Source organism: Maricaulis alexandrii, from assembly GCF_005871165.1.
GTDB lineage: Bacteria > Pseudomonadota > Alphaproteobacteria > Caulobacterales > Maricaulaceae > Maricaulis > Maricaulis alexandrii.
In genome coordinates this window covers 427,860-451,134 of sequence record NZ_SWKP01000005.1, presented here as the reverse complement: position 1 = coordinate 451,134, position 23,275 = coordinate 427,860, and the positions used below count along the sequence as shown (strand labels likewise).

Below are 23,275 nucleotides of genomic sequence, written 5' to 3'. Positions count from 1 at the left end.
ACATTACAGGTATTTTACTTCCCCCCCATGCACCGCTCGTTGCACTTTGCGGCCACACGCATGCGAGGTGGGAGAAACCAATGACCCGTGTCTTTACCGCGGCGCTCACCGCTGCGCTGGCCTTTACCGGCCTGGCGACAGCGCAAGTGCCCGATGTCGATATTCCCTATGAGAGCTTCCAGCTCGAGAACGGCCTGACGGTGGTGGTCCATGAGGACCGCAAGGCACCGATCGTGGCCGTGTCGATCTGGTATGGCGTCGGTTCGGCCAATGAGCCGGCCGGCCGCACCGGTTTTGCGCACCTGTTCGAACACCTGATGTTCAACGGGTCGGAGAATTACAACGATGATTATTTCGGGCCCTTCGAACAGGTCGGCGCGACCGGCATGAACGGCACGACCTGGTTTGATCGCACGAACTACTTCCAGACCGTGCCGACCCCGGCCCTGGACATGGCGCTGTGGATGGAATCCGACCGGATGACCCATTTGCTCGGCGCCGTCGACCAGGAACGCCTGGATGAGCAGCGCGGCGTGGTCCAGAACGAGAAGCGCCAGGGCGACAACCAGCCCTACGGTATGGTGGAATATTCCCAGCTGCGCGCCCTCTTCCCGGAAGGCCATCCCTACGCCCACTCCACGATCGGCTCGATGGAAGATCTGGACAATGCCTCCTTGGAGGATGTCCAGGAATGGTTCCGCCAGTATTACGGCGCTTCCAATGCCGTCCTGGTCCTGGCCGGTGACATTGATGCCGAGGAAGCCCGCCCGCTGGTCGAGCGCTATTTCGGCGACGCCCCGGTGGGCCCGCCGCTGACCCGCATGGACCAGTGGATCCCGGAACGCGAATACGACACCACCGAAGTGATGTATGATGATGTGCCTCAGCCGCGCATCTACCGCACCTGGGTGGTGCCCGGCCGCATCACGCAGGAGCGCGCCGAACTGGAAGTCTTTGCGACGGTTCTGGGTGGCGGCCGCACCTCGCGCCTCTATCGCGATTTCGTCTTCGACCGTCAGGTCGCGACCCGCGCCGTGGCCTATGTCGAGGAACACCAGCTGGCCAGCCAGTTCCACATCGAAGTGACGCTGAACCCGGGCGAGGATGTCGCCGCGGCCTCGGCCCGCATTGATGAAATCCTGGGCGAGCTGCTCGAAGAGGGCCCGACCGAGGACGAGCTGGAAGCCGCACGCACGCGCATGAACGCCTCCACCATTCGCGGCCTTGAACAGATCGGCGGTTTTGGCGGCAAGGCCGTGGCACTGGCCGAAGGTCAGCTCTATGCCGGTGATCCGGGCTTCTGGCGTACCAATCTGGAGCGCATGAACAATGCCAGCGCCGACGCCATGACGGCGACGGCAAATGAATGGCTCACCACCGGGTCGCACCAGATCAATGTCCTGCCCTTTGGCGATTATGCCTCGGTCGAGACTGATGCCGACCGCTCGGCCCTGCCCGTCGTGGACACCACGCCGGACCTGGTCTGGCCGGAGGTTCAGACGGCTGAACTGTCCAATGGCGTCGACATTGTCTTCGTGCGCCGTGACGCGGTTCCGGTGGTCGAGATGCAGATGGTCTTCGATGCCGGCTATGCCGCTGACAGTGCCGAAGGCGGTGCCCTGGGCCTGAACTCCTTCATGATGGACATGCTGGATGAAGGCGCCGGCCGCATGGATGCGCTGGAAATTTCCGCCGAGGCCGAGCGCCTGGGCGCCAATCTGTCGACCGGGGCCAATCTGGACCTGTCAACGGTGACCCTCTCCGCCCTGTCCTCCAACCTGCAGGATTCGCTGAACCTGATGGCGACCGTGATCACCGATCCGACGTTCGCCGATGCGGATATCGAGCGTGTGCGCGAGCAGACCCTCAACGGCATCCGCCAGGAAATGGCCAATCCGATCGCCATCGCCCTGCGCACCCTGCCGCCGGAAATGTATGGTGATGACCATGCCTATTCGGTGCCCTTCACGGGCTCGGGCACGCCGGAAGCGGTGCAAGGCTTTACCCGTGAAGCCCTGGTGGCCCACCAGCAGACCTGGCTGCGTCCGGACAATGCCACCCTCTTCATCGTCGGTGACACGACGCTGGAGGCGATCACGCCGATGCTGGAACGCGCCTTCCGCCGCTGGGATGCGCCGTCCACACCGCTTCCGGTCAAGAATATGGGCGAAGCGTCCAATTCCGGTCAGCCGCGCGTGATCATCGTGGACCGTCCGAACTCGCCGCAATCGCTGATCCTAGCCGGCCTGATCGGTCCGGAGGGCAATGTCGACAATCCGGAGGTCTACTCCGCGATGAATGACGCCATCGGCGGGTCCTTTACGGCCCGGGTCAACATGAACCTGCGTGAGGACAAGGGTTGGTCCTACGGGGCGCAAACCCTGCTCTGGGGCGCTCGCGGCCAGCGGCCGTGGATCGTCTATGCGCCGGTCCAGACCGACCGCACCGCCGACAGCCTGTCGGAACTGCTGCGCGAATTCCATGAATTCACCAGCACCAATCCGGCCACCGAAGCCGAGCTGGAGCGCTCCGTGAACAATTCCACGCGCTCCCTGCCCGGCCAGTTCGAAACCGCCGCTGCCGTCCGCAGCTCGCTGGTGTCGAGCTATAATTACGGTCGTGACTGGAACTATCCGGCCACGCTGACCGAGCGCTATCGCGCCCTGGAACTCGGCCCGATCCACGAGGCCGCCGAGGACGTCGTCAACACCGACAACCTCGTCTGGCTCATCGTCGGCGACGCCGCCGTCATCGAGGACAGCATCCGCGACCTCGACATGGGCGAAATCGAGATCCGCACACTGGGCCAGTAAGGCTCAGCGACAGGATGAAACAAGAAAGGGCGCTCCGACCGGGGCGCCCTTTTTCTTTGTCCGCGAAGCGGCCCACCAAAACTTATCCCCACCCCCACAACTTGTGAGAGACTCTTCCTCGACTTTCGGGAAGAGAGGCGCGAGCTCAGTCCCTTGTGCCCGGAAGTGTGCGGAGCCTGTCCGCGCGAGGGGGTGACAGCCTGAGCACCGGCAGGGCCATCGTTCAGGGCACACGGCACAAGGTCACGACCGTGTTTGAAACCCTGGCGGTTTCGGTGCGTCGCCCGCAAGGGAAGACGATCAAATCTCCGCGTGCGGGAGACCTGTCAGGTCACTCACACTCACTACGAAATCCGACCCGTCAGGTCTCCCGCACACCTTTCATACCGCCAGGCGGAAACGCCGTGGCGCTATACCCCCTTCTTCAATCACATCCCCTTGTCATCCCTGACGGATGCCCCGCGAAGGCGGGGCGCAGATCAGGGACCCATACAAGCAGGATCAGCCCGAAAGCAGACGCCACCATTTCCGATCGCTGGATTCAAACCGGGATTATGGGTCCCGGATTTGCGCCCGGCTCAAGGCCGGGCATCCATCCGGGATGACACAAGGGTGATGGAGGCCTCAGCGCTCGCCCTAGCCGGCGGCGCGGGACGCCTTCTTGCGTTCGTGCTCTTTCAGCCAGATCTTGCGGATGCGGATCGACTGGGGGGTCACTTCGACGAGTTCGTCGTCATCGATGAATTCCAGCGCGTATTCCAGGGTCAGCTTGATCGGCGGGGTCAGGACGATGTTCTCGTCCGTGCCCGAGGCGCGCATATTGGTCAGCTTCTTGCCCTTGGTCGGGTTGGCGATCATGTCCTCTTCGCGGGCATTCACGCCGATGATCATGCCTTCATAGACCTCGACACCGTGACCGATGAAGAGCTTGCCGCGTTCCTGCAGGTTGAACAGGGCAAAGCCCAGCGCCTTGCCGTCGATCATGGAGATGATCGCGCCATTGTGGCGCTGGCCGATCTCGCCGGTCGTGCGCGGACCATAGTGGTCGAAGGTGTGGAACATCAGGCCCGTGCCCGAGGTCAGGGTCAGGAATTCGGAGCGGAAGCCGATCAGGCCGCGGGTCGGGATGACATAGTCGATCCGCACCCGGCCATGCCCGTCCGGCACCATGTTCTTCATCTCGGCCTTGCGCAGGCCGAGCTTTTCCATGACGCCGCCCTGGTGTTCCTCTTCCAGGTCCACGGTCAGGCTTTCAAACGGTTCCAGGATCTCGCCGTTTTCCTCTTTCAGGACCACGCGCGGACGGCCAACAGCCAGCTCGAAACCCTCGCGGCGCATGTTCTCGATCAGGATGGACAGGTGCAGCTCGCCGCGTCCGGAGACGGTGAACTTGTCCGCATCATCCTGCTGTTCCACGCGCAGGGCGACATTGTGGATCAGCTCGCGGTCGAGACGGTCCTTGATATTGCGCGAGGTGACGAACTTGCCCTCACGGCCGGCAAACGGGCTGTCATTGACCTGGAAGGTCATGGACAGGGTCGGTTCATCGACGGAGAGCGGCGGCAGGGCCTCGACATGATCCGGGTCGCAGACCGTGTCGGAAATCTTGAGATCCTCAATGCCAGTGAAGGTGATGATGTCACCGGCCTGGGCGCTGTCACGCTCGACCTTTTCCAGGCCATGGAAGCCGAAGATCTGAAGGATTTTGCCCTTCACCTTGCGGCCATCGGCCTTGGCGACGGTGACGGCCTGGTTCTTCTTCAGCTTGCCACGCGCGACCCGGCCAATGCCGATCACGCCGGTGAAGGAAGAATAGTCCAGCGCCGAGACCTGCAGCTGCAGCGGACCATCCCGGTCCACCGCCGGCTCCGGCGTGTGCTTCGTGATCATCTCGAAGAGCGGCTGCATGTCGGTGCCGATCTCGCCCGCCTCATTGGCCGCCCAGCCCTGAAGGGCGGAAGCATAAACGACCGGGAAGTCGAGCTGTTCCTCATTGGCGCCAAGTCGGTCGAACAGGTCAAAGGTCTGGTCCACCACCCAGTCCGGGCGGGCGGAGGGACGGTCAGCCTTGTTGATCACCACGATCGGCTTCAGCCCGCGCGCCAGCGCCTTCTTGGTCACGAAGGAGGTCTGCGGCATCGGGCCGTCGACCGCATCGACCAGGAGAAGAACGCCATCGACCATGGACAGGACCCGTTCCACCTCACCACCAAAGTCGGCGTGGCCGGGCGTATCGACGATATTGATCGCCCAGTCATTCCAGGTCACTGCCGTATTCTTGGCGAGAATGGTGATGCCGCGCTCTTTCTCCAGATCATTGGAGTCCATCATGCGCTCGGAGACATTGGCGCGCTCGCCGAGCGTACCGGATTGCTGCAGCAGCTGATCGACCAGTGTCGTCTTGCCGTGGTCGACGTGGGCCACAATGGCGATATTGCGCAGCTTATCGAGGGACGCGCTCATGGGCATGGATTCCTGTGGTGAAAGGGCGCGCCCTCATACGCTGCATGAGACGGCGTGGCCAGTGCTTATTCTGTGTGTGTTGCGGGCCTAGTCCGAGCCGGGAGCCTTGCGGGCCTCAAGAAACCGGCTCACCGGCTTCCAGCGGCGGATGCCGCCGCGCAGGGCCGCGCCGGCCAGGGTCACCAAGAAGGCCAGGATGAAGAGCTTGGCCGCCTGGTGCTGGGCGGACGCTTCCAGATCCGCCAGCGGCACCACGGACACGAAATACCAGTCCGGCCCCGCCACCCGGCTGAAGGCGATCAGATGCATGCGGTCGGGCGTTTCCACAATGCCGCGCGGACGCGGATCATCGGCCAGCAAATCCATGATCTCGGTCGGGCTGACATGGGTCCGGTCGCCGGACAGGCTGGTCGAGCCGCGGGCAATCACCGAGCCGTCACGGTCGAACATCATGTTGAGCCCCCCGGCCGGCGGGTTCTCCAGCGTCCCGGCGAGATAATCATTCATCATGATCGAAGTGCCGAAAGCGCCCAGAAGCGTATCTCCGTCCCGCACCGGACGGCGGCAGGCCGTGGCCGCACGCTCGCCACTGTCATTGTAGACAAAGCGCGACAGCCGGGTGCACTGCATCTCGGCATTGGGATTGGTGACCTCGGAAAAGAGGCGCGGGTCCTCGTCGGCCTGCAATTGGAAATCCGCGGGGGCCTCGCGCCGGTAGAACATCAACCGGTCTTCCCGCTCCGGCGCAAAGATCAGAACACGGCGGTCCGGGGTAAAATAATACAGGCTGGAGAACTCACCCAGATGCGCCTCACCGACCGCCCTCACGGCATGGAAGCTCGCCATGTAGCGGCGCTTTTCTTCCAGCGTCATCGCCTCGGAATCCGCGAGAAAGGCGCCCAGCCCGAACACATAATCCCCGCTGGCCAGCAGGGTACCGTCAAAGAGAGCGTCCACACTACGCCGGGTCCCGTCACCGTGTTCGGGGAAGAAGCGATCAAACTCCGCCTCGACCTGTTCCTGGGAAATCTGGTCCAGGCGGCGGCGGAAGGCTTGCTCGGCCGCATCGATGAACCCGCGCGCTTCATTGAACAGGTTTTGTTCGCGGTCAGCCCGGACACGGATATAGGATTGCAGGGTCTCGGCGCGGGCCGTGCGCAAGGAATGGTCCATGACTCCATAGGCCGACATCGCGACCACGGCAGCCACGAGCCCCGCGATCACGACATGCCATGTCGCGACGAACCAATAGTGCATCTTCACTGCGCACCCTCCAGCATTCCTCTTTGCACAAAGGGCCGCGAAACGCGCGTGATATTTGATGAATCCCGGCTCAGCCGTTCAGTTCGGTATCCGGCAAGGCGTCGGCCAGCTGTTTCAGGCGCGTGCAGAACGCGGCCTGGTCGGGGTCTGACAAGTGCAAATTCGCGCCCCTGGCCACCGCCTCGACCGAAGGTTTCAGCGCCGAATAAAGGTCGGCCCCGGCCTGGGTCAGGAAGAGATGGCTCACCCGTCCGTCCTGCTGAGAGGCCTCGCGCACCAGATAACCCCCTGACAGAAGCGCCTTGGTCGCACGGCTCACAATCCCCTTGTCCATCGGCGTCATCATCACCACTTCTGCAGCCGTCCGCCCGGGACATTCCGCGATTGCGGCGAGCACCCGCCATTGCGACAGGTTGAGCCCGGCCTCGCGCTTCACGATCGCCGCCGTGCGCCGGGAAATCCGGTCGGCCAGGACGGTCACCTGGTAAGGCCAGTATTCATCGAGACGAATGGCGTCGGGCGGCGTCTGCGCCGTGATGGATTTCGGTTCGGTCATGACGCCATAATAGTTGCAATCACAACTTGACGCAATAGCAACCAATATGATAGCGAAGCGTCAAAATCGGGGTCGTGCCCCCGCTGTCCGGGCGGCACTTCGAGACAATCCAGGAGACGAGACATGGCAGATCTGTTTGAAAATCCGATGGGCCTGTGCGGCTTTGAATTCGTGGAATTCGCCGCCCCGGAACGCGGCGTCATTGAACCCGTCTTCCAGACCATGGGCTTCACCCACATCGCCAACCACCGCTCCAAGGACATCGAGCTGTGGCGCCAGGGCGATATCAACTTCCTGATCAATTACGAGCCGGGCACGCCCGCCGCCTTCTTCGCCGCCGAACACGGCCCGTCCGCGTCGGGCATGGGCTTCCGCGTGAAGAATGCCAAACAGGCCTATTCCCTCGCCTTGGAAAAAGGCGCCCAGCCGGTCGAAACGGAAACCGGCGTCTCCGAACTGCGCCTGCCGGCCATCAAGGGCATTGGCGGCGCCACGGTCTATCTGATCGACCGTTTCGAGGACGGCCAGTCCATCTATGACATCGATTTCGAATATCTCGACGGTGTCGAGCGCCATCCGGAAGGCTGCGGCTTCAAGGTGATCGATCACCTGACGCACAATGTCTACAAGGGCCGCATGGACTATTGGGCCAAGTATTACGAGGACCTCTTCAACTTCCGTGAGATCCGCTATTTCGACATCAAGGGCGAGTATACCGGCCTTCTGTCGCGCGCCATGACGGCGCCGGACGGTCTGATCCGCATCCCGCTGAATGAAGAGAAATCCGACGGCGTCGGCCAGATCGAAGAATATCTGCGCGAGTACAAGGGCGAAGGCATCCAGCACATCGCCTTCTCCTGCGACAATCTCATCGAGTGCTGGGACCGGCTCAAGGAATGCGGCGTGAAATTCATGACCGCCCCGCCGGAAACCTATTACGAGATGCTGGACGAGCGTCTGCCGGGCCATGGTGAGCCGGTCGAGGAATTCCAGAAGCGTGGCATCCTGCTCGACGGCACAACCGAAGGCGGCCAGCCGCGTCTCCTGCTGCAGATCTTCGGCGAAAAGGCGATCGGTCCGATCTTCTTCGAATTCATTCAGCGCAAGGAAGACGAGGGCTTCGGCGAGGGCAATTTCAAGGCTCTGTTCGAAAGCATCGAACGCGACCAGATCAATCGCGGTGTCATCCAGGCAGCGGAATAAGAGGTCACCATGTCGGTCAATCTCAAGCGCATCCACCACGTCGCCTACCGGTGCAAGGACGCCAAGGAGACGGTCGATTTCTACAAGCGCGTGATGAACATGGACCTGGTCCTGGCCATCGCCGAAGACGAGGTGCCCTCAACCAAGGAACCGGATCCCTACATGCACATCTTCCTGGATGCAGGGATGGGCAATGTGCTGGCCTTCTTCGAACTGCCGAACTCGCCGGAAATGGGTCGCGACCCGCAAACCCCGGCCTGGGTTCAGCACATCGCCTTCGAGGTTGAAGACCTTGAAGCCCTAGAGAAGGCCAAGGCCCATATCGAAGGCGAAGGCCTCGATGTGCTCGGCCCGGTCAATCACGGCATCTTCAAGTCGATCTATTTCTTCGACCCGAATGGTCACCGTCTCGAACTGGCGGCCAATACGGGAACCCCGGATCAGATGAAGCAGCTCAATGAAGTTGCGCCTCTGATGATCGAAGAGTGGAGCCAGACCAAGCGTGCGCCCAAGCACGCCGCCTGGCTGCACGAACAGGACTGACGCATCTCCCCCAACCGGCCTCAGTTCCTGATCGCCCCGGCACCTCCCTGCCGGGGCGTTTTTCTTGGGCGGGACGCAGACTGACCGCTTTCCCCTTTTGCGACCTGCCGTTTTGTTGAACAGTGTCGCTCAACCGGCTGGGGAGGCGGTGATTCATGATCTTGGCCCGCATTTCAAAGGCCCTGCGCGAGCAGAACTGGCTCGCCATCGCGATCGAGTTCCTGATTGTCATCCTCGGTGTTCTGCTCGCTTTCCAGATCTCGCAATATGCCGAGAACCGGACGGAAATCCGGCGTGCCGAGGATCTTCTACAGCTGGTCGAAGCTGAAATGACCGAGAGCCTGTCCGATATTCGCCGGCATGCAGAAAGCCTGGAACGCCAGAGCGCCGAACTGCTCGAACTCCGCCAATCACTGGCCGGGTTTGGTCCGGACACCGATACGGCCCGTCTGGACTATCTGGCCACCCAGGCGTTCTCGGCACCAGAGCTCGAACTTTACCGGTCCGCGTCCCTGCAGCTGGACAACGCCGTGGTCCAGCGCCTGATCCAGGGCACGGAAGTCGACCAGGCCCTGCGCCTTTGGCAGCGGGAGTTGGCCAATCTGCGTGACACCGAACACAATATCGAAGCCGCCATGGGCGATGGGGATGGCCAGGTCCTGTTCCCGGGCCTGTCAAAAGAAAGCCTGGTCGCGGCCTTTCCCGATATCGGCTTGCTGGAAGACGTCCCCGTCCGCTTCCCGTCCGACTGGGAGGCCTTGTCCGAGGACGGGAATTTCGCCGGCCTCCTGGCGCTGGTTTCACTGAATATCGAATACGCCTGGTTTGTCACCAACCGGCTGGAAGCGCGGACACAAACCGTGGTGCAGGCCCTGCAAGACCGGGGGGCGTCACAATGATCCTGTCCCGCATCTCCCGCGCCCTGAAAGACCAGAACTGGCTCGCCGTCGGCATCGAATTCGTGATTGTCATTCTGGGTGTCGTGATCGGTTTCCAGATCAGCAACTGGAACCAGGTGCAAAGCGACCGGCGCGGCGAGACGGAGCTCTTGCGCCGGCTGCACAATGACCTTCTGGTGCTCGATGAGGGCCGTGACCAACTCAGCCCGCTCTATGCCAATCTTCTGGACCGGGTCCTGACGGCGCGGCGGGCCTTGCTCAGCGAGACACCCCCGCCCGGGCTGGAGACGCAGATCTGCGCAGGGCTCGCGGCGTCGCATGATTTTGATCAGCCGCCGGACTCGCTGCCAACCATCGAGGAATTGATCGCGACAGGTCGCATGGACCTGATCCGCGATAACGTGGTGCGGGAACAGGCCCTGTCCACCCTGCAGCTTCGCGACTTTGCCCGCAGCGTGCGCCAGAACCTGTTCGAGGCCCAGGTTTCGCTGATGAGCGCCCACCCGGAGCATTTCACACTGTCGCTCGAGACCCGGCCGGATGGTCGAGAAAGCGTACGGATCGAGTGCGACCTGGACAGCATGCGCGCTGACCCGGCCTTCCTCGCTGACACCGTCCTGAACACGCGCGGCCTGACGGATTTCGTGTCCTTCCCGCTCAGCTTCGTGGACACCCATCTGGACCGGCTGCATGCGGAAGTGGATGAAGCCCTGGGTCTGGAGACCGGTCATCCCGCCCGGAGCGAAGCGGAGACCCCGTCATGATCCTGTCCCGCCTCATGAAAGCCGTGCGCGAACAGAACTGGTTCGCCGTCGCGCTGGAATTCCTGATCGTGATCCTGGGGGTGGTGATCGGTTTCCAGGTCACCACCTGGAACGCGGAACGCACGGACCGGGAAACCGAGCAAATCTACCTCACGCGTCTACACCGGGACATGCAATTGTCGGTCTGCCGCATCCAGCGGGAGCGAGACAATGTCGCGGAATGGAATAATCGGGCCCAGTCCACGCTCGACGCCCTTCTGCTCCGGGATCCCGACGCCGTGACCGATAGCGGGTTTGAGCTGGTTGCATCCACCCGGGTCCAGACCGGCTCTCCGTTTCGGGCCACCCTGAACGAGCTGATCAATGGCGGCCGCGCCAATATCATCACCAATGAAACCCTGCGCGCCCAGATTGCCGAAACGGATGCTGAACTGACGTCCTATGACGAATACATCCAGATCCTGGTGAACGCCCAGGGATCCTTCCTCAACGAGGTCCATTCGCGCCTGCGTCCATCGCCCGGCTCGGTCTATCGCATCACCTATGATTTCGAAGCCCTGGCCGACGATGATGTCTTCCTCAATTCCCTCGGCCACGCCCTGCGCATCACCGACGCCAATTTGGCCTGGCTGGGTGACATGGCGGACGTGGCGGACAATCTGAGGATCGCCGTGGGCACGGAATTGGGCCTCGATGTGCCGGACGAGCTCGATTGCGGCACCCTCAGTGGAGGCACGGAATGATCCTGTCGCGTATCCGCAAGGCTTTGGCAGACCAGAACTGGCTCTCGGTGGGGATCGAATTTGTCATCGTGGTGGCCGGCGTTCTTCTGGCTTTCCAGGTCTCTGCCTGGAATGAGCGACGCATCGATACCGCCCGCGTCGGTCAGGCACTGGAACGCCTACAGCTGGAAAGCGAGCAGACCATCCAGGCCCTTCGCGGGCGGATTGCGACCGATGCCGAACGCCAGGCAGAACGGGCCTTGCTCGTCGAGATCGCCATGGGCGCAGCGCTGACAGAGAGAAACCAGCCGGACTTCGATCGCGCCGTCGCCCAACTCATGTATTTCACCCTGCCGCCCTTCCGGCAGAACACCTATGACGCGCTGGAGCAATCGGGTGATCTCGCCCTGATCAATGACCCCGATCTCATCACCGAACTGACCCGCTATCAGGGCCACATCGGTTGGGTCGAAAGCCAGCATGCGAGCTTTCGCAGCGGTTTGACGGAATTCTCCGAGCGCTTGAGCGAATTCGTCGCCCACCGCCCGACAGACGACCCGCGCGTGACCCGGGTCGAGGTGGACCTGGAACGCCTGCGCAGCGAGCCCCGGCTGACGAGCGCTGTCGTCCAGATCGCTCGCATGCATGCCATCTTCGCTCACTACATCGTCCAGCTGGAAGCCCACACGGTCGCGTTCTGCCAGCGCCTGTCCGAGGAAACCGGGCGCCCCTGTGACACGGGAGAGACGGAATGATCCTGGCCCGCATCACCCGAGCCCTGAAGGAACAAAACTGGTTCGCCGTCACGCTGGAATTCCTGATCGTGCTGGCCGGCGTGGGCATCGGTTTCCAGGTGTCCGCCTGGAATGAGGCCCGTCTGGACCGTGAGCGTGAAGCCCTAATTGTACAGCGGTTGCAGGCCGACTTCACGGACATCAGCCATCAGACGGCCCTGACAATTGAACAGTTGGAAGCCCGGATCACGGCAGGTGACGCCTTCGCGCGCTTCCTGCAGGACACACCCGACGGCACGGATACCGAGGCCTTCTTCGCAAGCCTCAACCAGGCTGTCGGCACACCCGTTCCCTTGGGACGCTCCGCCACCTATGCCGAACTCCTGGCCTCCGGCGAAATGCGGCTGATCCGGTCGGAAAGCCTGCGAACGGCTCTGGTCGAGTTCGATGAACAGGTGCGGCGGCAGGAGCTGGCCTATGCCTCGCTCGCCCGCCTGATCACGGACAATGCGGGCATTCTTGTCCAGGCACAGTCCTTCTCGCTCGACAGTCGCGGAGACCTGCCGCCCCACCTGTCCGACGCGATCGCCGAGATCCGGCGCTCACCGGACACGTTTGCTGCAGCGCGGCTCACCCAGAGGGTCAACCAGGTCAATCTATACTGGCATCGCGGCACGCTGGAGCGGGCAGAGAACGTGCTCGATGCCCTGCCGGCGTCCGGGGATGCAGCGTGATGGCCCGGTCCGCTCGCCCAGCCTGGCCGCGGTCCGGCTGGATTGCCATAACCGGCTTCGCCCTGGCGCTCGCCGCCGGGGTCTTCCTCCTGGAATGGCTGGAATACCGTTTCTGGGCCCGCACGCTGGGCCTGGAAGTCTTCGCGGGCCTGCTTGCCGTGCCCTTTGCCGGACTGGGCCTCTGGCTGGGCCTTCATCTGACCCGGCGCCAGGCCGCACCGGACGTCTTCGTCCGCAATGTCGCGGCCATCCGCGCGCTGGGCATTACACCGCGCGAATTGACGGTTCTGGAAGCCCTGGCAAGCGGCGGTTCCAACAGGGAGATCGCCGAGCAGCTCAGCGTCTCGGCCAACACGATCAAGACCCATATCGCCCGCATTTACGACAAGCTGGACGTCTCGGGCCGGGTCGCAGCCATTGAGCAGGCCCGGCACCTCCGACTGATCCCGACCCCCGGCTTGAACCGCGGTGGAGCGGACAATCGGGTGTGATTTCACGAAAATCACCTGATCGGGTGACGCCGAAATCGCAATCCGACGCCCCTCTGTGAGCCCTCACAACACGAAAAGGTGCCTCATCATGTCCCGCATCATCCTCATCTTCGGCAGCCTGTCCGGGCTGACCGTGTCTGCCCTCATGCTTCTGGGCTTCACTCTGATCCGTTCCGAGCATGGAAGCGGGTCCGAAGCCTTCGGCTATCTGACCATGCTGCTGGCCCTGTCCTTCATATTTCTGGCCATCAAACGCCATCGGGACATCAATCTGGGCGGCGTGATCAAGTTCTGGCAGGCGTTGGTTCTGGGTGCCGGCGTCGCAGCCCTGGCCGGCCTCTTTTACACGCTGACCTGGGAGATCTATTTCAACCTGTCTGGCGGGGGTTTCATGGACGCCTATATGGCCGGCCAGATCGAAGCCCAGCGCGAAGCCGGGGCCAGCGAGGCCGAGATTGAGGCTTTTCGCGAGCAGATGCACGGCTTTGCCGATCTGTATGCGAACTGGTGGTTCCGCCTGCCCATGACCTTCTCGGAGATTTTCCCGGTCGGGCTCCTGGTCAGTCTGGTTTCGGCCGCCCTGCTGCGGAATCCGCGCCTGCTGCCTCGCACAGCCTGATCTGGCCGGAAGGCTTGTCGCGGCGACGGTCGCCCCGTCGGCGCGACATTTGCTAATCATCTGTTAACAACAGACGTCTGTTGCAAAACGAGGCAATCGGATCAAGGCTGGGGAAATGGCAGACATGTCCGCACATCATTCGCTGACGGAAGACGAAAACAACGCCATGCGCATCCTGTGGGATCGCGGCGGGGCTTCCGTGGGCGAATTGGCCATGGCCACCCAGCGGCCGGCCGGCGAACTGCTCAACCTGTTGCGCCGCCTGCGAAACAAGGGTGCCGTTTCCCGGCACCAAACTGGCCGGGACGTGGTGTATCGCCCGCGTCTCAACCGCGAAACCGCCCGCACCCATACGCTGGGCCGCCTCCTCGCCGGAGACAGCCCGACGGGTGGGGCCGGTGTCGTGGTCCTGCGCGAGAGCGATGTCGACCCGCAGGACTGGGCCGACCTTCAGGCCGAGATCGCCGAACGCCGCAAGGGCTAGCGCTCCGCCAGGAAAGCCCTGACATCCTCCAGCGTCCGCGCCGGATCCTCCTCATGGGCGACATGGCCCAGATCCGGATAGGTCACGAGCCGCGCATCGCGCAGCGCCGTCTCGAAACGGGCCGCGTGTTCGACCGGCACCATGCTGTCCGCTTCCCCCCACAAGATCAGGACCGGAGCCTCGACCCGCGCCAGGTCCGCATCCGGGTCCGGCAGGGTGAACACTTCCAGCCGCTCCACCATGGCCTGGCCGACGCCCTCCCGGCGCATCAGCGCATGGACGCGTTCCGGCACGGCCGGATCAAGACGGGACGCATCGCCATAGAGCGCACCGGTCGCCGCGGCGACCATCGCTTGCGGCGCCTGAGTGAGATAGAAGCTCACGCCCACCGGCACCGGCACCGGATCTTCCGTCACCCCGTTGATGGAATAACCGCCCGGTGAGACCAGGACGAGGCTGTCCACGCGGTCGCCATGGTCGGCGGCATAGCGCCAGGCCACCAGCCCGCCCAGGGAATTGCCCGCCAGATGTGCCTGCTCGATATCCAGCGCGTCCATCAGCCCGGCCAGGAATTCGACGGTTTGCGGCACGGAATAGCGCTGCTGCGGGTCCGGACCGGTCAGGCCGTGCCCCGGCAAATCTATCCGGATCACGCGATAGTCCGATGACAGGTCTGCTGCCCAGCCATCCCAGCTTTCCAGCGAGTGGGAGAAGCCATGGACCAGGACCACGACCGGTGCATCCTGCGGTCCCTCGACCCGGACCCGGGCGAGGACGCCATCAATATCGATGCGCTGATCGGTTTCGCTGTTCCAATAAGGGGAGTCGACGGCGTCGACCGCCTCCTGGCCCGCATCATCGCCCGACCCGAAGACCAGCCAGGCGACCACACCGGCAACCAGGAGTACCAGGGCCAGAAGGCCGGCAAAAAACTTCATCGTTCAATCCTCAAGCATGGACCTGTCATGAAAAGACCGGCGCTTCATGACAAAGCGCCGGTCCAGTGTAGCCGTTTCGGGCGAGCCAGGGAGGGCCGGCTCGCCCGGGGCTGATCAGTAGCGGAACGCCGCCGTTGCCGTGATGGTGCGCGGATTGCCGTAATAGGCGACCAGCGTGCCTTCCAGGCCCAGCTCAGGCGCCAGGGTCTGGTTGTTCACGAAGTCATAGCCGGAGACCTTGTACTCGCGGTCCGTCAGGTTGCGGCCGTGCACGCCGAATTCCCAGCGATCATCCTCGCTGCTCCAGACAACCGACGCATTCCACAGCGTGTAGGCCGACTGGTCGAGCAGCGGGAAGGGGAATTCGAACTGGCTGGAGTCGCCGCGATAGCTGAGCGTGTTGAGCACGCGCAGATCACCGCCGGCCAGACCGGTCGAGTAGACCGCCGTCAGCGAGCCCGTCGCGTCCGGCGTGTTCTGGATCACGACATCATTGGAGACATCGACACCGAAGGCGTTGATGAACTGGTCGTACTCGCCGTCCAGCAGGCCAACGGCCCAGGAGAAGGACAGGTTGTCGGTGTCGTTGAAGAGACCGCTGACCAGGTCGAGATTACCTTCATACTCGATACCGCGAATGGTGGCGGCACCGGCATTGGTCGTGACACCGGTGAAGGTGTCATTGATGCCGTCATTGTCGGTATCCACACCCACGGAACCCGGCACCTGGATGTCGGTGTAATCCATGGCGAAGATCGCCAGGGCGTGACGGTAGCGGCCATTCTGGTAACGCCAGCCCAGCTCGAAGCTGTCCACCGTTTCCGGGTTGAACGCCATGAAGTTGAAGACGTCATCCGCGTCCACGGTGCCCGAACCGTCCAGGTCCGGGGCCGCGGAAGTCTGGCCGCGCGGGTCGAAACCGCCGCCCTTGAAGCCCTGGCTGAAGGTTGCATAGAAGTTGTGCTGGTCGCTCGGCTGCCAGGCCAGGGTCACCGTCGGGGAGAAGTCATCCCAGGAATTGGTGCCGTTGAAGTCCGACGTCGTCGCGATCGGGACACCCGCACCGCCGAAGAATTCCGAGAAGCCGCCGACATAAGTGCGGCGCAGGACCTGCGAGGTCCGCTCGTCTTCGGTGTAGCGGCCACCCAGGGTGATGCTCCACTCATCGGTCAGGTCATAGGTGAAGTTGGCAAAGACCGACCAGGTCTTGGTGTCGACATCACCGTAGGTCTGGGCGTTCAGGCCCGGCAGGCTGAGCAGGGCGCCGGTGTTTTCCAGCAGCACGTCAAACACCGTCAGGGCGTTCGCGTCCATGTAGAAATAGCCCATCACACCGCTCAGGCGGTCGCCGGTGTAGAGCAGCTGGAATTCTTCGGAGAACTGCTCGTTCTCGTAGATCGCCGGCACGTCCAGGTCGCCGGACGGCAGGTTGTCGAAGTCGATCGGCGTCACCGAGGTGTCGCTGCGGTCCGACAGGATGTTGCGGATCGTCCAGTTTTCGTTGAGCTGCCATTCGGCCATCAGCGACAGGCCTTCGGCCTCGATTTCCTGGTCGACCACATTCAGGCCGGCTCGGGTGTCGAAGACGTTGTCCAGGACCGGAGCGCCGGACAGGGCACCCGGGGTCAGACGATGGCCGCCGCGGGCCGTCGAGTCGTCCTGGATATTGTCATAGGACAAGCGGAAGAAGAGACCGTCGGTCGGCTCCCACTCGGCCGAAACGCGATAGCCCAGCAGGTCCTTGTTGGCATTGTCTTCGCCGGTGAAGAGATTGTCGCCGAAGCCATCGCGCTGCAGGTTCGCCACAGCGCCGCCAATGCGGAAGCTGTCGGTCACCGGCATGGAGCCGGAGACGATCTGGTCGAACTGGCCGTAGGAGCCGACATTGACCCGGGCGTTGAAGGTCGGCGCATCCGGGTCGAGGCGGCGGGTGACGTACTTCACGGCGCCACCGATCGTGTTCCGACCGTACAGCGTGCCTTGCGGGCCACGCAGGACTTCGATGCGCTCGACATCATAGATGTCCAGGACAGCAGCCTGCGGACGGTTGAGATAGACGTCATCGACATAGATGCCGACACCGGCTTCGAAACCAGCGACCGGATCCTGCTGGCCGACGCCACGGATGAAGGCGGACAGCGTGGAATTGGTGCCGCGCGAGACTTCCAGCGTCACGTTCGGCGTGGTCTCGGCGATGGCCGTGATGTCGACGGCGCCCATGTCTTCCAGCATGTCGCCAGACATGGCCGTCACCGACATCGGGACGTCCTGGATGGTTTCTTCGCGGCGGCGGGCCGTGACGGTGATGACGTCACGGGTTTCGTTGACGCCCTCGTCCTGAGCAAGAGCCGGCGCAGCGACAAGCGCCGTGCTGGCGACCGTGCTCAGAAGGAGCGCGGTTTTGGTCATGGTGCGGATCATGGTGAGAAACTCCCCTCGGTGTTTTGTTGTGGTTCCGCTCCGGCACACTGGCGGGAGACGAACTGGTCGACCGCACGGGCAAAGTCTTCAGCTTGCTCGAGGTGCGGCGTGTGCCCGGAATGGGCAAACTCTAGGCGGTCTGCCTGAGGCAGGGTGTCGACGAGATACCGGCTCGTCTCCGGTCCGTAAGCGGCGCTCTCGGCGCCATGGGCCACCAGGATGGGCAGGCGCATCTCGCCCAGCACCGGTCGCATGTCCTGTGATGTCATCGAGGTCCAAAGGGCCGCCATCGCCTCGCCATCGCGGCGCGACAATTCCTCGGCCGCTTCGCGGACCAGGGCGTGGTCGGCATGACGGGCCGCAAACAGGCGCGGCGCAAAGCCCGCGGCATAGGCGGGCCAGTCGGCCCGCATCAAATCCGTCGCGCGCACGCTGGAGGTTTCCGTCAGCCCGCGTGACATGCCCAGATCCCAATCGGCGTCATTGAGTACGCGCGGGGTCATGTCCTCGACCACCAGCCCGCTCAACCGGTCCGTCCCGTTCTGGCGGATCATGGCCCAGGCGACCATCGCGCCCATCGACCAGCCGATCAGCACCACCGGGTCCAGGTCGAGCTTGTCCATCAATTCGGTGATGTCGTCCGCCAGCGTATCCATGTCGAGCGGCAGGCTGCCGGCCGGCGTATCCCCGTGGGCGCGCAGGTCCGGTATGATCACTCGGTAGCGATCACCGAGCCGGTCCGCCAGGTCCGTAAAGAAGCCGCGGCTCGCGGCCCAACCGTGAATGGCCAGGATGACAGGACCGGCACCAGTGTCCGAAAAGGCCATGGGGGTTCCATCGCGAAGGACGACCTGTCCGACGCTGTCACGCTCCATCGCTCGGTCCTGTCGGACGTGCAACACGTGCTCTCTCCCCGATGGCCGTTTGTTTTCGGCCTTAGTGTGTCATATTGCTTTGACGGCAATCTTGTGAAAACTGAATCATATGTCAACTTTGGAAACACAACCGGCGTCTAAAAAGCCGAAAACGGCTCGTGGGGAGCGAACGCGGAACAAACTGCTGGAGGCGGCAGAAGGGGCGTTCGGCGAGAACGGATTCCACACCACTTCCATCGGCGATATTACCCGCCGCGCGTCTGTCGCTCTGGGCACATTCTACGTCTATTTCGATTCGAAAGATGAAATATTCCGGGCCCTTGTGGCCCATATGGGGGAGATGACCCGAAGCTGGATCGCGGACCGGGTCAAGACGGCAAACGACCGGCTGGATGCCGAATATCTCGGCCTTCTTGCCTATATCGAATTTGCCCGCGCCCACCCCAATCTCTACCGCATCATCGAGGAGTCGCAATTCGTGGCACCTGATGCGTATCGGCTACACTATGACAGTTTCGCCGCCCGTTATGAGCGCAATCTGTCCGATGCGGCCGGACGCGGCGAGATCAGCGAAGGCGACCAGTCGACCCGGGCCTGGGCCCTGATCGGGATGAGCGTCTTCCTGGGTCTTCGCTATGGCATCTGGGATCAGGAACGCAGTGCGGAAGAAGTGGCCCGAACCGCTGCCGACCTGATCGCCCGCGGCCTCAACCACTAGCGCGCGAACGGCAAGGCGATGGACATCATCACCGACATTACCGCGCGCCGAGCGGTGCTGACCCCCCGGCGGACCGCCTTGCACGATGTGCCAACCGGGCGGGCCCTGACCTATGCCCAACTGGACGAAAACAGCCGCAAGGCGGCCGGCTTCCTGGCCAGCGAGGGCATCCGCCCCGGCGACCGGATCGGGGTCCTGTGCCGGAACCGGATCGAGTTTTTCGAGCTTCTCTTCGCCTGCGCCAAGCTGGGCGCCATCCTGGTGCCTCTGAACTGGCGGATGACCGGCCGCGAGCTGCGAGAGCTGATTGAGGACTGCACGCCCCGCCTTTGCCTGACCGGCCAGGAGGATCGCGCCCTGGCCGAACAGGCCGTAGCCGGCAGTGAAACCCGGCTGGTCGACCTGGAAGAAGCCTACCCGACCGGTCGCGATACTGCCGATCCACACCCCGGCCGCCCGGCCTGGCCCGGGGACGAGACCTGGTATCTCATCTACACATCCGGCACGACGGGCCGCCCCAAGGGCGTGATCCAGACCTACCGCATGGCGATGGTGAACTATCTCAACATCACCCAGGCGACCGGTCTGTCCGCCCACGATTCCACGCTGAACTTCCTGCCGCTCTTCCATACGGCCGGCATCAATCTGCACACCCTGCCGACCCTGATCGCCGGCGGACGGGTGCACATTCTCCCCGGCTTCGACCCGGGCCCGCTTCTCGCCCTGGTCCAGTCCGGCGAGCTCGACATCCTTCTCGCCGTACCCTCCGTGTTCCGCGAACTGATCCTGCACCCGGACTTTGCCGCGACCGATCTGAACCGGACCCGCCACTGGGCCAGCGGCGGGGCGCCCTTGCCGGATGCCATCGTGACCGCCTTTGCGGAACGTGGCGCCCGGCTGTGCAATGGGTTCGGCATGACGGAAACCGGCCCCACGGCCTTTCTCGCCGATCCGGCAGACGCGCTCGACCATATCGGCTCGGTCGGCAAGACCCAGCTCCTTGTCGATGCCCGCATCGCCGCACCGGACGGCACCATCCTCCCGCCGGGCGAAGTTGGGGAAGTCCAGTTCTTCGGCCCCGGCCTGACGCCGGGCTATTGGCAACGCCCGGCCGAAACCGCCGCCCTCTTCACCCAGGATGGCTGGCTGCGCAGCGGCGATCTCGGCCGTATCGACGCCGACGGGCACGGCTATGTCGTAGGCCGGATCAAGGAGATGTACATCTCCGGTGGCGAGAATGTGTATCCGATCGAGGTCGAACAGGTTCTCGAATCCCATCCCGACATTCTGGAAGCCGCCGTGCGCGGGATCGAAGACGCCAAATGGGGTGAGGTCGGCTGTGCCTATCTCCGTATCCGGCCCGGCTCCGGTCTGACCAGCGACCAGGTCACGCGCTGGTGTCGCGACCGATTGGCGAGCTACAAGATTCCGCGGCACGTGCTGATCTGTGACGACCTGCCCCGCACTTCGGCCGGCAAGGTCCGCAAACACCTTCTGCCCTTGCCCCAAACGGCCAGCCGGTCGGAGTAGCGGCGCCCAAACGCTTGGGTTGATTGCCTTATTCGCGCTCCTGTGGACACTGGGAGACCATGACAACCCCGTTCAGGACCGCCCGTCAGGCGGTCGACACCGACATCATCCTCATCGGCGGCGGCCATAATGGCCTCGTCTGCGCGGCCTATCTGGCCAAGGCCGGCCTCTCGGTCACGCTGCTGGAAAAGCGACCGGTTCTCGGCGGCGCCGCCGTGACCGAGGAATTCCATCCCGGCTTCAGAAACTCCGTCGCCGCCTACACGGTTTCCCTGCTCAATCCGCAAGTCATCGCCGATCTCGATCTGGCCCGGCACGGGCTGAAAATCGTGGAGCGAAAGGTCGGCAATTTCCTGCCGCTGGAGGAGGATTACCTGCTGGCTGGCGAGGGACTGACCCGGTCGGAAGTGGCCCGCTTTTCAGCCCGCGACGCCGAACGCCTGGCCGACTATGAGGCACGCCTTGAGGCCGTTGCGGACACGCTGCGCCGCCTCGTCCTGGAGAGCCCGCCCAATCTGCACGAAGGCGGATGGGCCCGCGCCCTGCCCGACCTGCTCAAGACCGCCGGGCTGGGCTCGAAACTGGGCGGCCTCTCCATGACCGCCAAGCGCGACCTGCTGGACCTGTTCTCCAAATCCGCCGGCGACTGGCTGGACGGCTGGTTCGAGAGCGCGCCCATCAAGGCCCTGTTCGGCTTTGACAGTATCGTCGGCAATTATGCGAGCCCCTACACGCCCGGCAGCGCCTATGTCCTGCTGCACCATCTGTTTGGTGAGGTGAATGGCAAGAAGGGCGCCTGGGGACATGCCATCGGCGGAATGGGTGCCGTTACCCAGGCCATGGCTGCCGCCTGCCGCGAGGCTGGCGTCACTCTCAGGACCGACGCCCCTGTGCGTGAAGTCCTGACCGAAAAAGGGCGCGCCTGCGGCGTCACTCTGGAAGACGGCTCCACGCTGTCCGCACGGGCGGTCGTGTCCAACCTGAATCCGAAACTCCTCTTTTCCGGCCTGGTGGACCCGGGCGACCTGCCGGAGGATTTCCGCGAACGGATCGACCACTACCGTTGCGGGTCCGGTACTTTCCGGATGAATCTCGCCCTCAGGGACCTGCCCCGCTTCACCTGCAAGCCGGAACCGGGAGACCACCTCACTGCCGGCATCATCATCGGGCCCAGCCTTGACTATATGGACCGCGCCTGGCTCGACGCGCGGCGCGATGGCTGGTCGCGCGAGCCCATCATCGAAATGCTCATCCCCTCGACCCTGGACGACACCCTCGCCCCGCCAGGGCAGCACGTCGCCAGCCTGTTCTGCCAGCATGTCGCGCCAGAACTGCCCGATGGCCGGGATTGGGATGATCATCGCGAAGAGGTGGCCGACCTGATGATCGACACGGTGGATCATTGGGCGCCGGGCTTCCGGGACCTGGTTCTGGGCCGCCAGATCCACTCGCCCAAGGACTTGGAACGCAAATTTGGCCTGGTCGGCGGGGACATTTTCCACGGGGCTCTCAGCCTGGACCAGCTCTTCTCGGCCCGCCCCGTGCTCGGCCATGCCGACCACCGCTCGCCCATCAAGGGGCTCTACCAATGCGGTGCCGGCACCCATCCCGGCGGTGGGGTGACGGGCGCGCCCGGCCACAATGCCGCGCGGGAAATCCTGCGTGATTTCGGAAAGCGCTGGCGCCGGTAAAAAGAGGCCGGACAGGAAACCTGCCCGGCCATCAGGGGAAAGAAAGCTGTTTGCGTCTAGCGGGCCAGCCAGCCGCCATCGACGGCCAGAACCGTGCCCTGGACATAATCGGCAGCCGAAGACGCCAGGAAGACGGCAGCGCCGCCCAGATCCTTGGGATCGCCCCAGCGCCCGGCCGGGATTCGCTCTAGGATTTGCTTGTTGCGATCCTCATCCGCCTGCAGGGCCGCCGTGTTGTTGGTGGCGAAATAGCCGGGCGCAATGGCATTCACATTGATGCCCTTGGCGGCCCACTCATTCGCCAGCAGCTTGGTCAGACCGGCGATCGCGCTCTTGGACGAGGTGTAGGAGGCCACCCGGATACCGCCCTGGAAGGACAGCATGGACGCGATATTGATGATCTTGCCGCCGCCGGCCGGGATCATCCGCTTGGCCGCGGCCTGGCACAGGAAGAAGGCCGACTTGATATTCACGTCCATGACGCTGTCCCAGTCGTCTTCGGTGAAATCGATCGCGTCATTGCGGCGGATGATGCCGGCATTGTTGACGAGAATGTCGATGGAGCCCGCCTTCTCGACCGTCTCCGCGACCACACCGTCGACGCAGGACGGATCGGAAAAGTCAGCCTTCACTTCGAAGAAGCGACGGCCCAACGCCTCGACAGCCTTGCCCGTGTCAGCCGCGCTGGAGCGACCGGCCACGACGATGTCGGCACCGGCTTCCGCCAGCGCCACAGCCATGCCCTGGCCCAGCCCCGTATTGCCGCCAGTCACCAGGGCCACCTTGCCTTCAAGGTTGAATGGATTGCTCATGA

21 protein-coding genes and 1 pseudogene are annotated in these 23,275 nt (G+C 63.4%); 15 read left to right on the top strand and 7 right to left on the bottom strand.

Annotated features, from left to right (window positions below; translation table 11 throughout):
• Positions 1-80: 80 nt before the first annotated feature.
• Positions 81-2,813 carry a M16 family metallopeptidase gene (locus FCS99_RS05525; RefSeq protein WP_138511075.1) on the top strand — a complete coding sequence of 911 codons (2,733 nt, stop codon included), beginning with the start codon at positions 81-83 and terminating at the stop codon, positions 2,811-2,813.
• A gap of 636 nt (positions 2,814-3,449) precedes the next feature.
• Here the strand turns inward: FCS99_RS05525 and typA are convergent.
• From typA to FCS99_RS05510, 3 genes are all read right to left on the bottom strand, one after another.
• Positions 3,450-5,276, bottom strand: a complete 1,827-nt coding sequence (gene typA / locus FCS99_RS05520; protein WP_138511074.1) for a translational GTPase TypA — start codon at positions 5,274-5,276, stop codon at positions 3,450-3,452.
• An 87-nt stretch (positions 5,277-5,363) separates the two neighbouring features.
• Entirely contained in the window at positions 5,364-6,539 is a 1,176-nt protein-coding gene (locus FCS99_RS05515; RefSeq protein ID WP_138511073.1) for a cache domain-containing protein, read from the bottom strand.
• A gap of 70 nt (positions 6,540-6,609) precedes the next feature.
• Entirely contained in the window at positions 6,610-7,095 is a 486-nt protein-coding gene (locus FCS99_RS05510; RefSeq protein WP_138511072.1) for a MarR family winged helix-turn-helix transcriptional regulator, read from the bottom strand.
• A gap of 123 nt (positions 7,096-7,218) precedes the next feature.
• Here FCS99_RS05510 and hppD point away from each other — a divergent pair, with 123 nt between their 5' ends.
• The 10 genes from hppD (at position 7,219) to FCS99_RS05460 (ending at position 14,288) form a co-directional block, all read left to right on the top strand.
• Complete coding sequence (hppD, locus tag FCS99_RS05505) at positions 7,219-8,298, top strand: 4-hydroxyphenylpyruvate dioxygenase (RefSeq protein WP_138511071.1); 1,080 nt, start codon at positions 7,219-7,221, stop codon at positions 8,296-8,298.
• Between the two features lie 9 nt (positions 8,299-8,307).
• Positions 8,308-8,841, top strand: a complete 534-nt coding sequence (locus FCS99_RS05500) for a VOC family protein (protein WP_138511070.1) — start codon at positions 8,308-8,310, stop codon at positions 8,839-8,841.
• A 155-nt stretch (positions 8,842-8,996) separates the two neighbouring features.
• Positions 8,997-9,740 carry a hypothetical protein gene (locus FCS99_RS05495; RefSeq protein ID WP_138511069.1) on the top strand — a complete coding sequence of 248 codons (744 nt, stop codon included), beginning with the start codon at positions 8,997-8,999 and terminating at the stop codon, positions 9,738-9,740.
• Complete coding sequence (locus tag FCS99_RS05490) at positions 9,737-10,504, top strand: hypothetical protein (RefSeq protein ID WP_138511068.1); 768 nt, start codon at positions 9,737-9,739, stop codon at positions 10,502-10,504. Before FCS99_RS05495 ends, FCS99_RS05490 begins: the two co-directional genes overlap by 4 nt.
• Positions 10,501-11,247, top strand: a complete 747-nt coding sequence (locus tag FCS99_RS05485; RefSeq protein ID WP_138511067.1) for a hypothetical protein — start codon at positions 10,501-10,503, stop codon at positions 11,245-11,247. The genes FCS99_RS05490 and FCS99_RS05485 overlap by 4 nt, the downstream gene beginning before the upstream one ends.
• Positions 11,244-11,981 carry a hypothetical protein gene (locus tag FCS99_RS05480; protein ID WP_138511066.1) on the top strand — a complete coding sequence of 246 codons (738 nt, stop codon included), beginning with the start codon at positions 11,244-11,246 and terminating at the stop codon, positions 11,979-11,981. Before FCS99_RS05485 ends, FCS99_RS05480 begins: the two co-directional genes overlap by 4 nt.
• Complete coding sequence (locus FCS99_RS05475) at positions 11,978-12,694, top strand: hypothetical protein (RefSeq protein WP_138511065.1); 717 nt, start codon at positions 11,978-11,980, stop codon at positions 12,692-12,694. Before FCS99_RS05480 ends, FCS99_RS05475 begins: the two co-directional genes overlap by 4 nt.
• Positions 12,694-13,185, top strand: coding sequence for a response regulator transcription factor (locus FCS99_RS05470; protein WP_138511064.1), 492 nt, complete (start codon positions 12,694-12,696; stop codon positions 13,183-13,185). Before FCS99_RS05475 ends, FCS99_RS05470 begins: the two co-directional genes overlap by 1 nt.
• Before the next feature lie 88 nt (positions 13,186-13,273).
• Positions 13,274-13,804, top strand: a complete 531-nt coding sequence (locus FCS99_RS05465) for a DUF4199 domain-containing protein (RefSeq protein WP_138511063.1) — start codon at positions 13,274-13,276, stop codon at positions 13,802-13,804.
• A gap of 124 nt (positions 13,805-13,928) precedes the next feature.
• The gene (locus tag FCS99_RS05460; protein ID WP_171036247.1) at positions 13,929-14,288 is read left to right on the top strand and encodes a BlaI/MecI/CopY family transcriptional regulator; all 360 of its coding nucleotides are present in this window, start codon (positions 13,929-13,931) and stop codon (positions 14,286-14,288) included.
• Here FCS99_RS05460 and FCS99_RS05455 read toward each other — a convergent pair.
• The 3 genes from FCS99_RS05455 to FCS99_RS05445 form a co-directional block, all read right to left on the bottom strand.
• Positions 14,285-15,226, bottom strand: a complete 942-nt coding sequence (locus FCS99_RS05455) for an alpha/beta fold hydrolase (protein ID WP_138511061.1) — start codon at positions 15,224-15,226, stop codon at positions 14,285-14,287. The two genes, FCS99_RS05460 and FCS99_RS05455, sit on opposite strands and share 4 nt — an antisense overlap.
• 114 nt (positions 15,227-15,340) lie before the next feature.
• The gene (locus FCS99_RS05450; RefSeq protein ID WP_138511060.1) at positions 15,341-17,647 is read right to left on the bottom strand and encodes a TonB-dependent receptor; all 2,307 of its coding nucleotides are present in this window, start codon (positions 17,645-17,647) and stop codon (positions 15,341-15,343) included.
• Positions 17,644-18,549, bottom strand: coding sequence for an alpha/beta fold hydrolase (locus FCS99_RS05445; protein ID WP_138511059.1), 906 nt, complete (start codon positions 18,547-18,549; stop codon positions 17,644-17,646). The genes FCS99_RS05450 and FCS99_RS05445 overlap by 4 nt, the downstream gene beginning before the upstream one ends.
• Before the next feature lie 82 nt (positions 18,550-18,631).
• Between FCS99_RS05445 and FCS99_RS16240 the strand changes: the two are divergent.
• The 4 genes and pseudogenes from FCS99_RS16240 to FCS99_RS05430 all read left to right on the top strand — a co-directional run.
• Positions 18,632-18,832: pseudogene (locus FCS99_RS16240) on the top strand (TetR/AcrR family transcriptional regulator); the annotation flags it as partial.
• Between the two features lie 30 nt (positions 18,833-18,862).
• Complete coding sequence (locus FCS99_RS16235; RefSeq protein ID WP_233352686.1) at positions 18,863-19,240, top strand: hypothetical protein; 378 nt, start codon at positions 18,863-18,865, stop codon at positions 19,238-19,240.
• A gap of 18 nt (positions 19,241-19,258) precedes the next feature.
• The gene (locus tag FCS99_RS05435) at positions 19,259-20,770 is read left to right on the top strand and encodes an acyl-CoA synthetase (protein ID WP_138511057.1); all 1,512 of its coding nucleotides are present in this window, start codon (positions 19,259-19,261) and stop codon (positions 20,768-20,770) included.
• Positions 20,771-20,829: 59 nt separating this feature from the next.
• Positions 20,830-22,461 (top strand): phytoene desaturase family protein, encoded by a 1,632-nt coding sequence (locus FCS99_RS05430; protein WP_138511056.1) that lies wholly within the window; start codon positions 20,830-20,832, stop codon positions 22,459-22,461.
• 56 nt (positions 22,462-22,517) lie between these two features.
• On the opposite strand, the gene kduD is transcribed toward FCS99_RS05430, so the two are convergent.
• On the bottom strand, positions 22,518-23,273 hold the full coding sequence (kduD, locus tag FCS99_RS05425; RefSeq protein ID WP_138511055.1) for a 2-dehydro-3-deoxy-D-gluconate 5-dehydrogenase KduD: 756 nt from the start codon (positions 23,271-23,273) through the stop codon (positions 22,518-22,520).
• Positions 23,274-23,275: the final 2 nt, after the last annotated feature.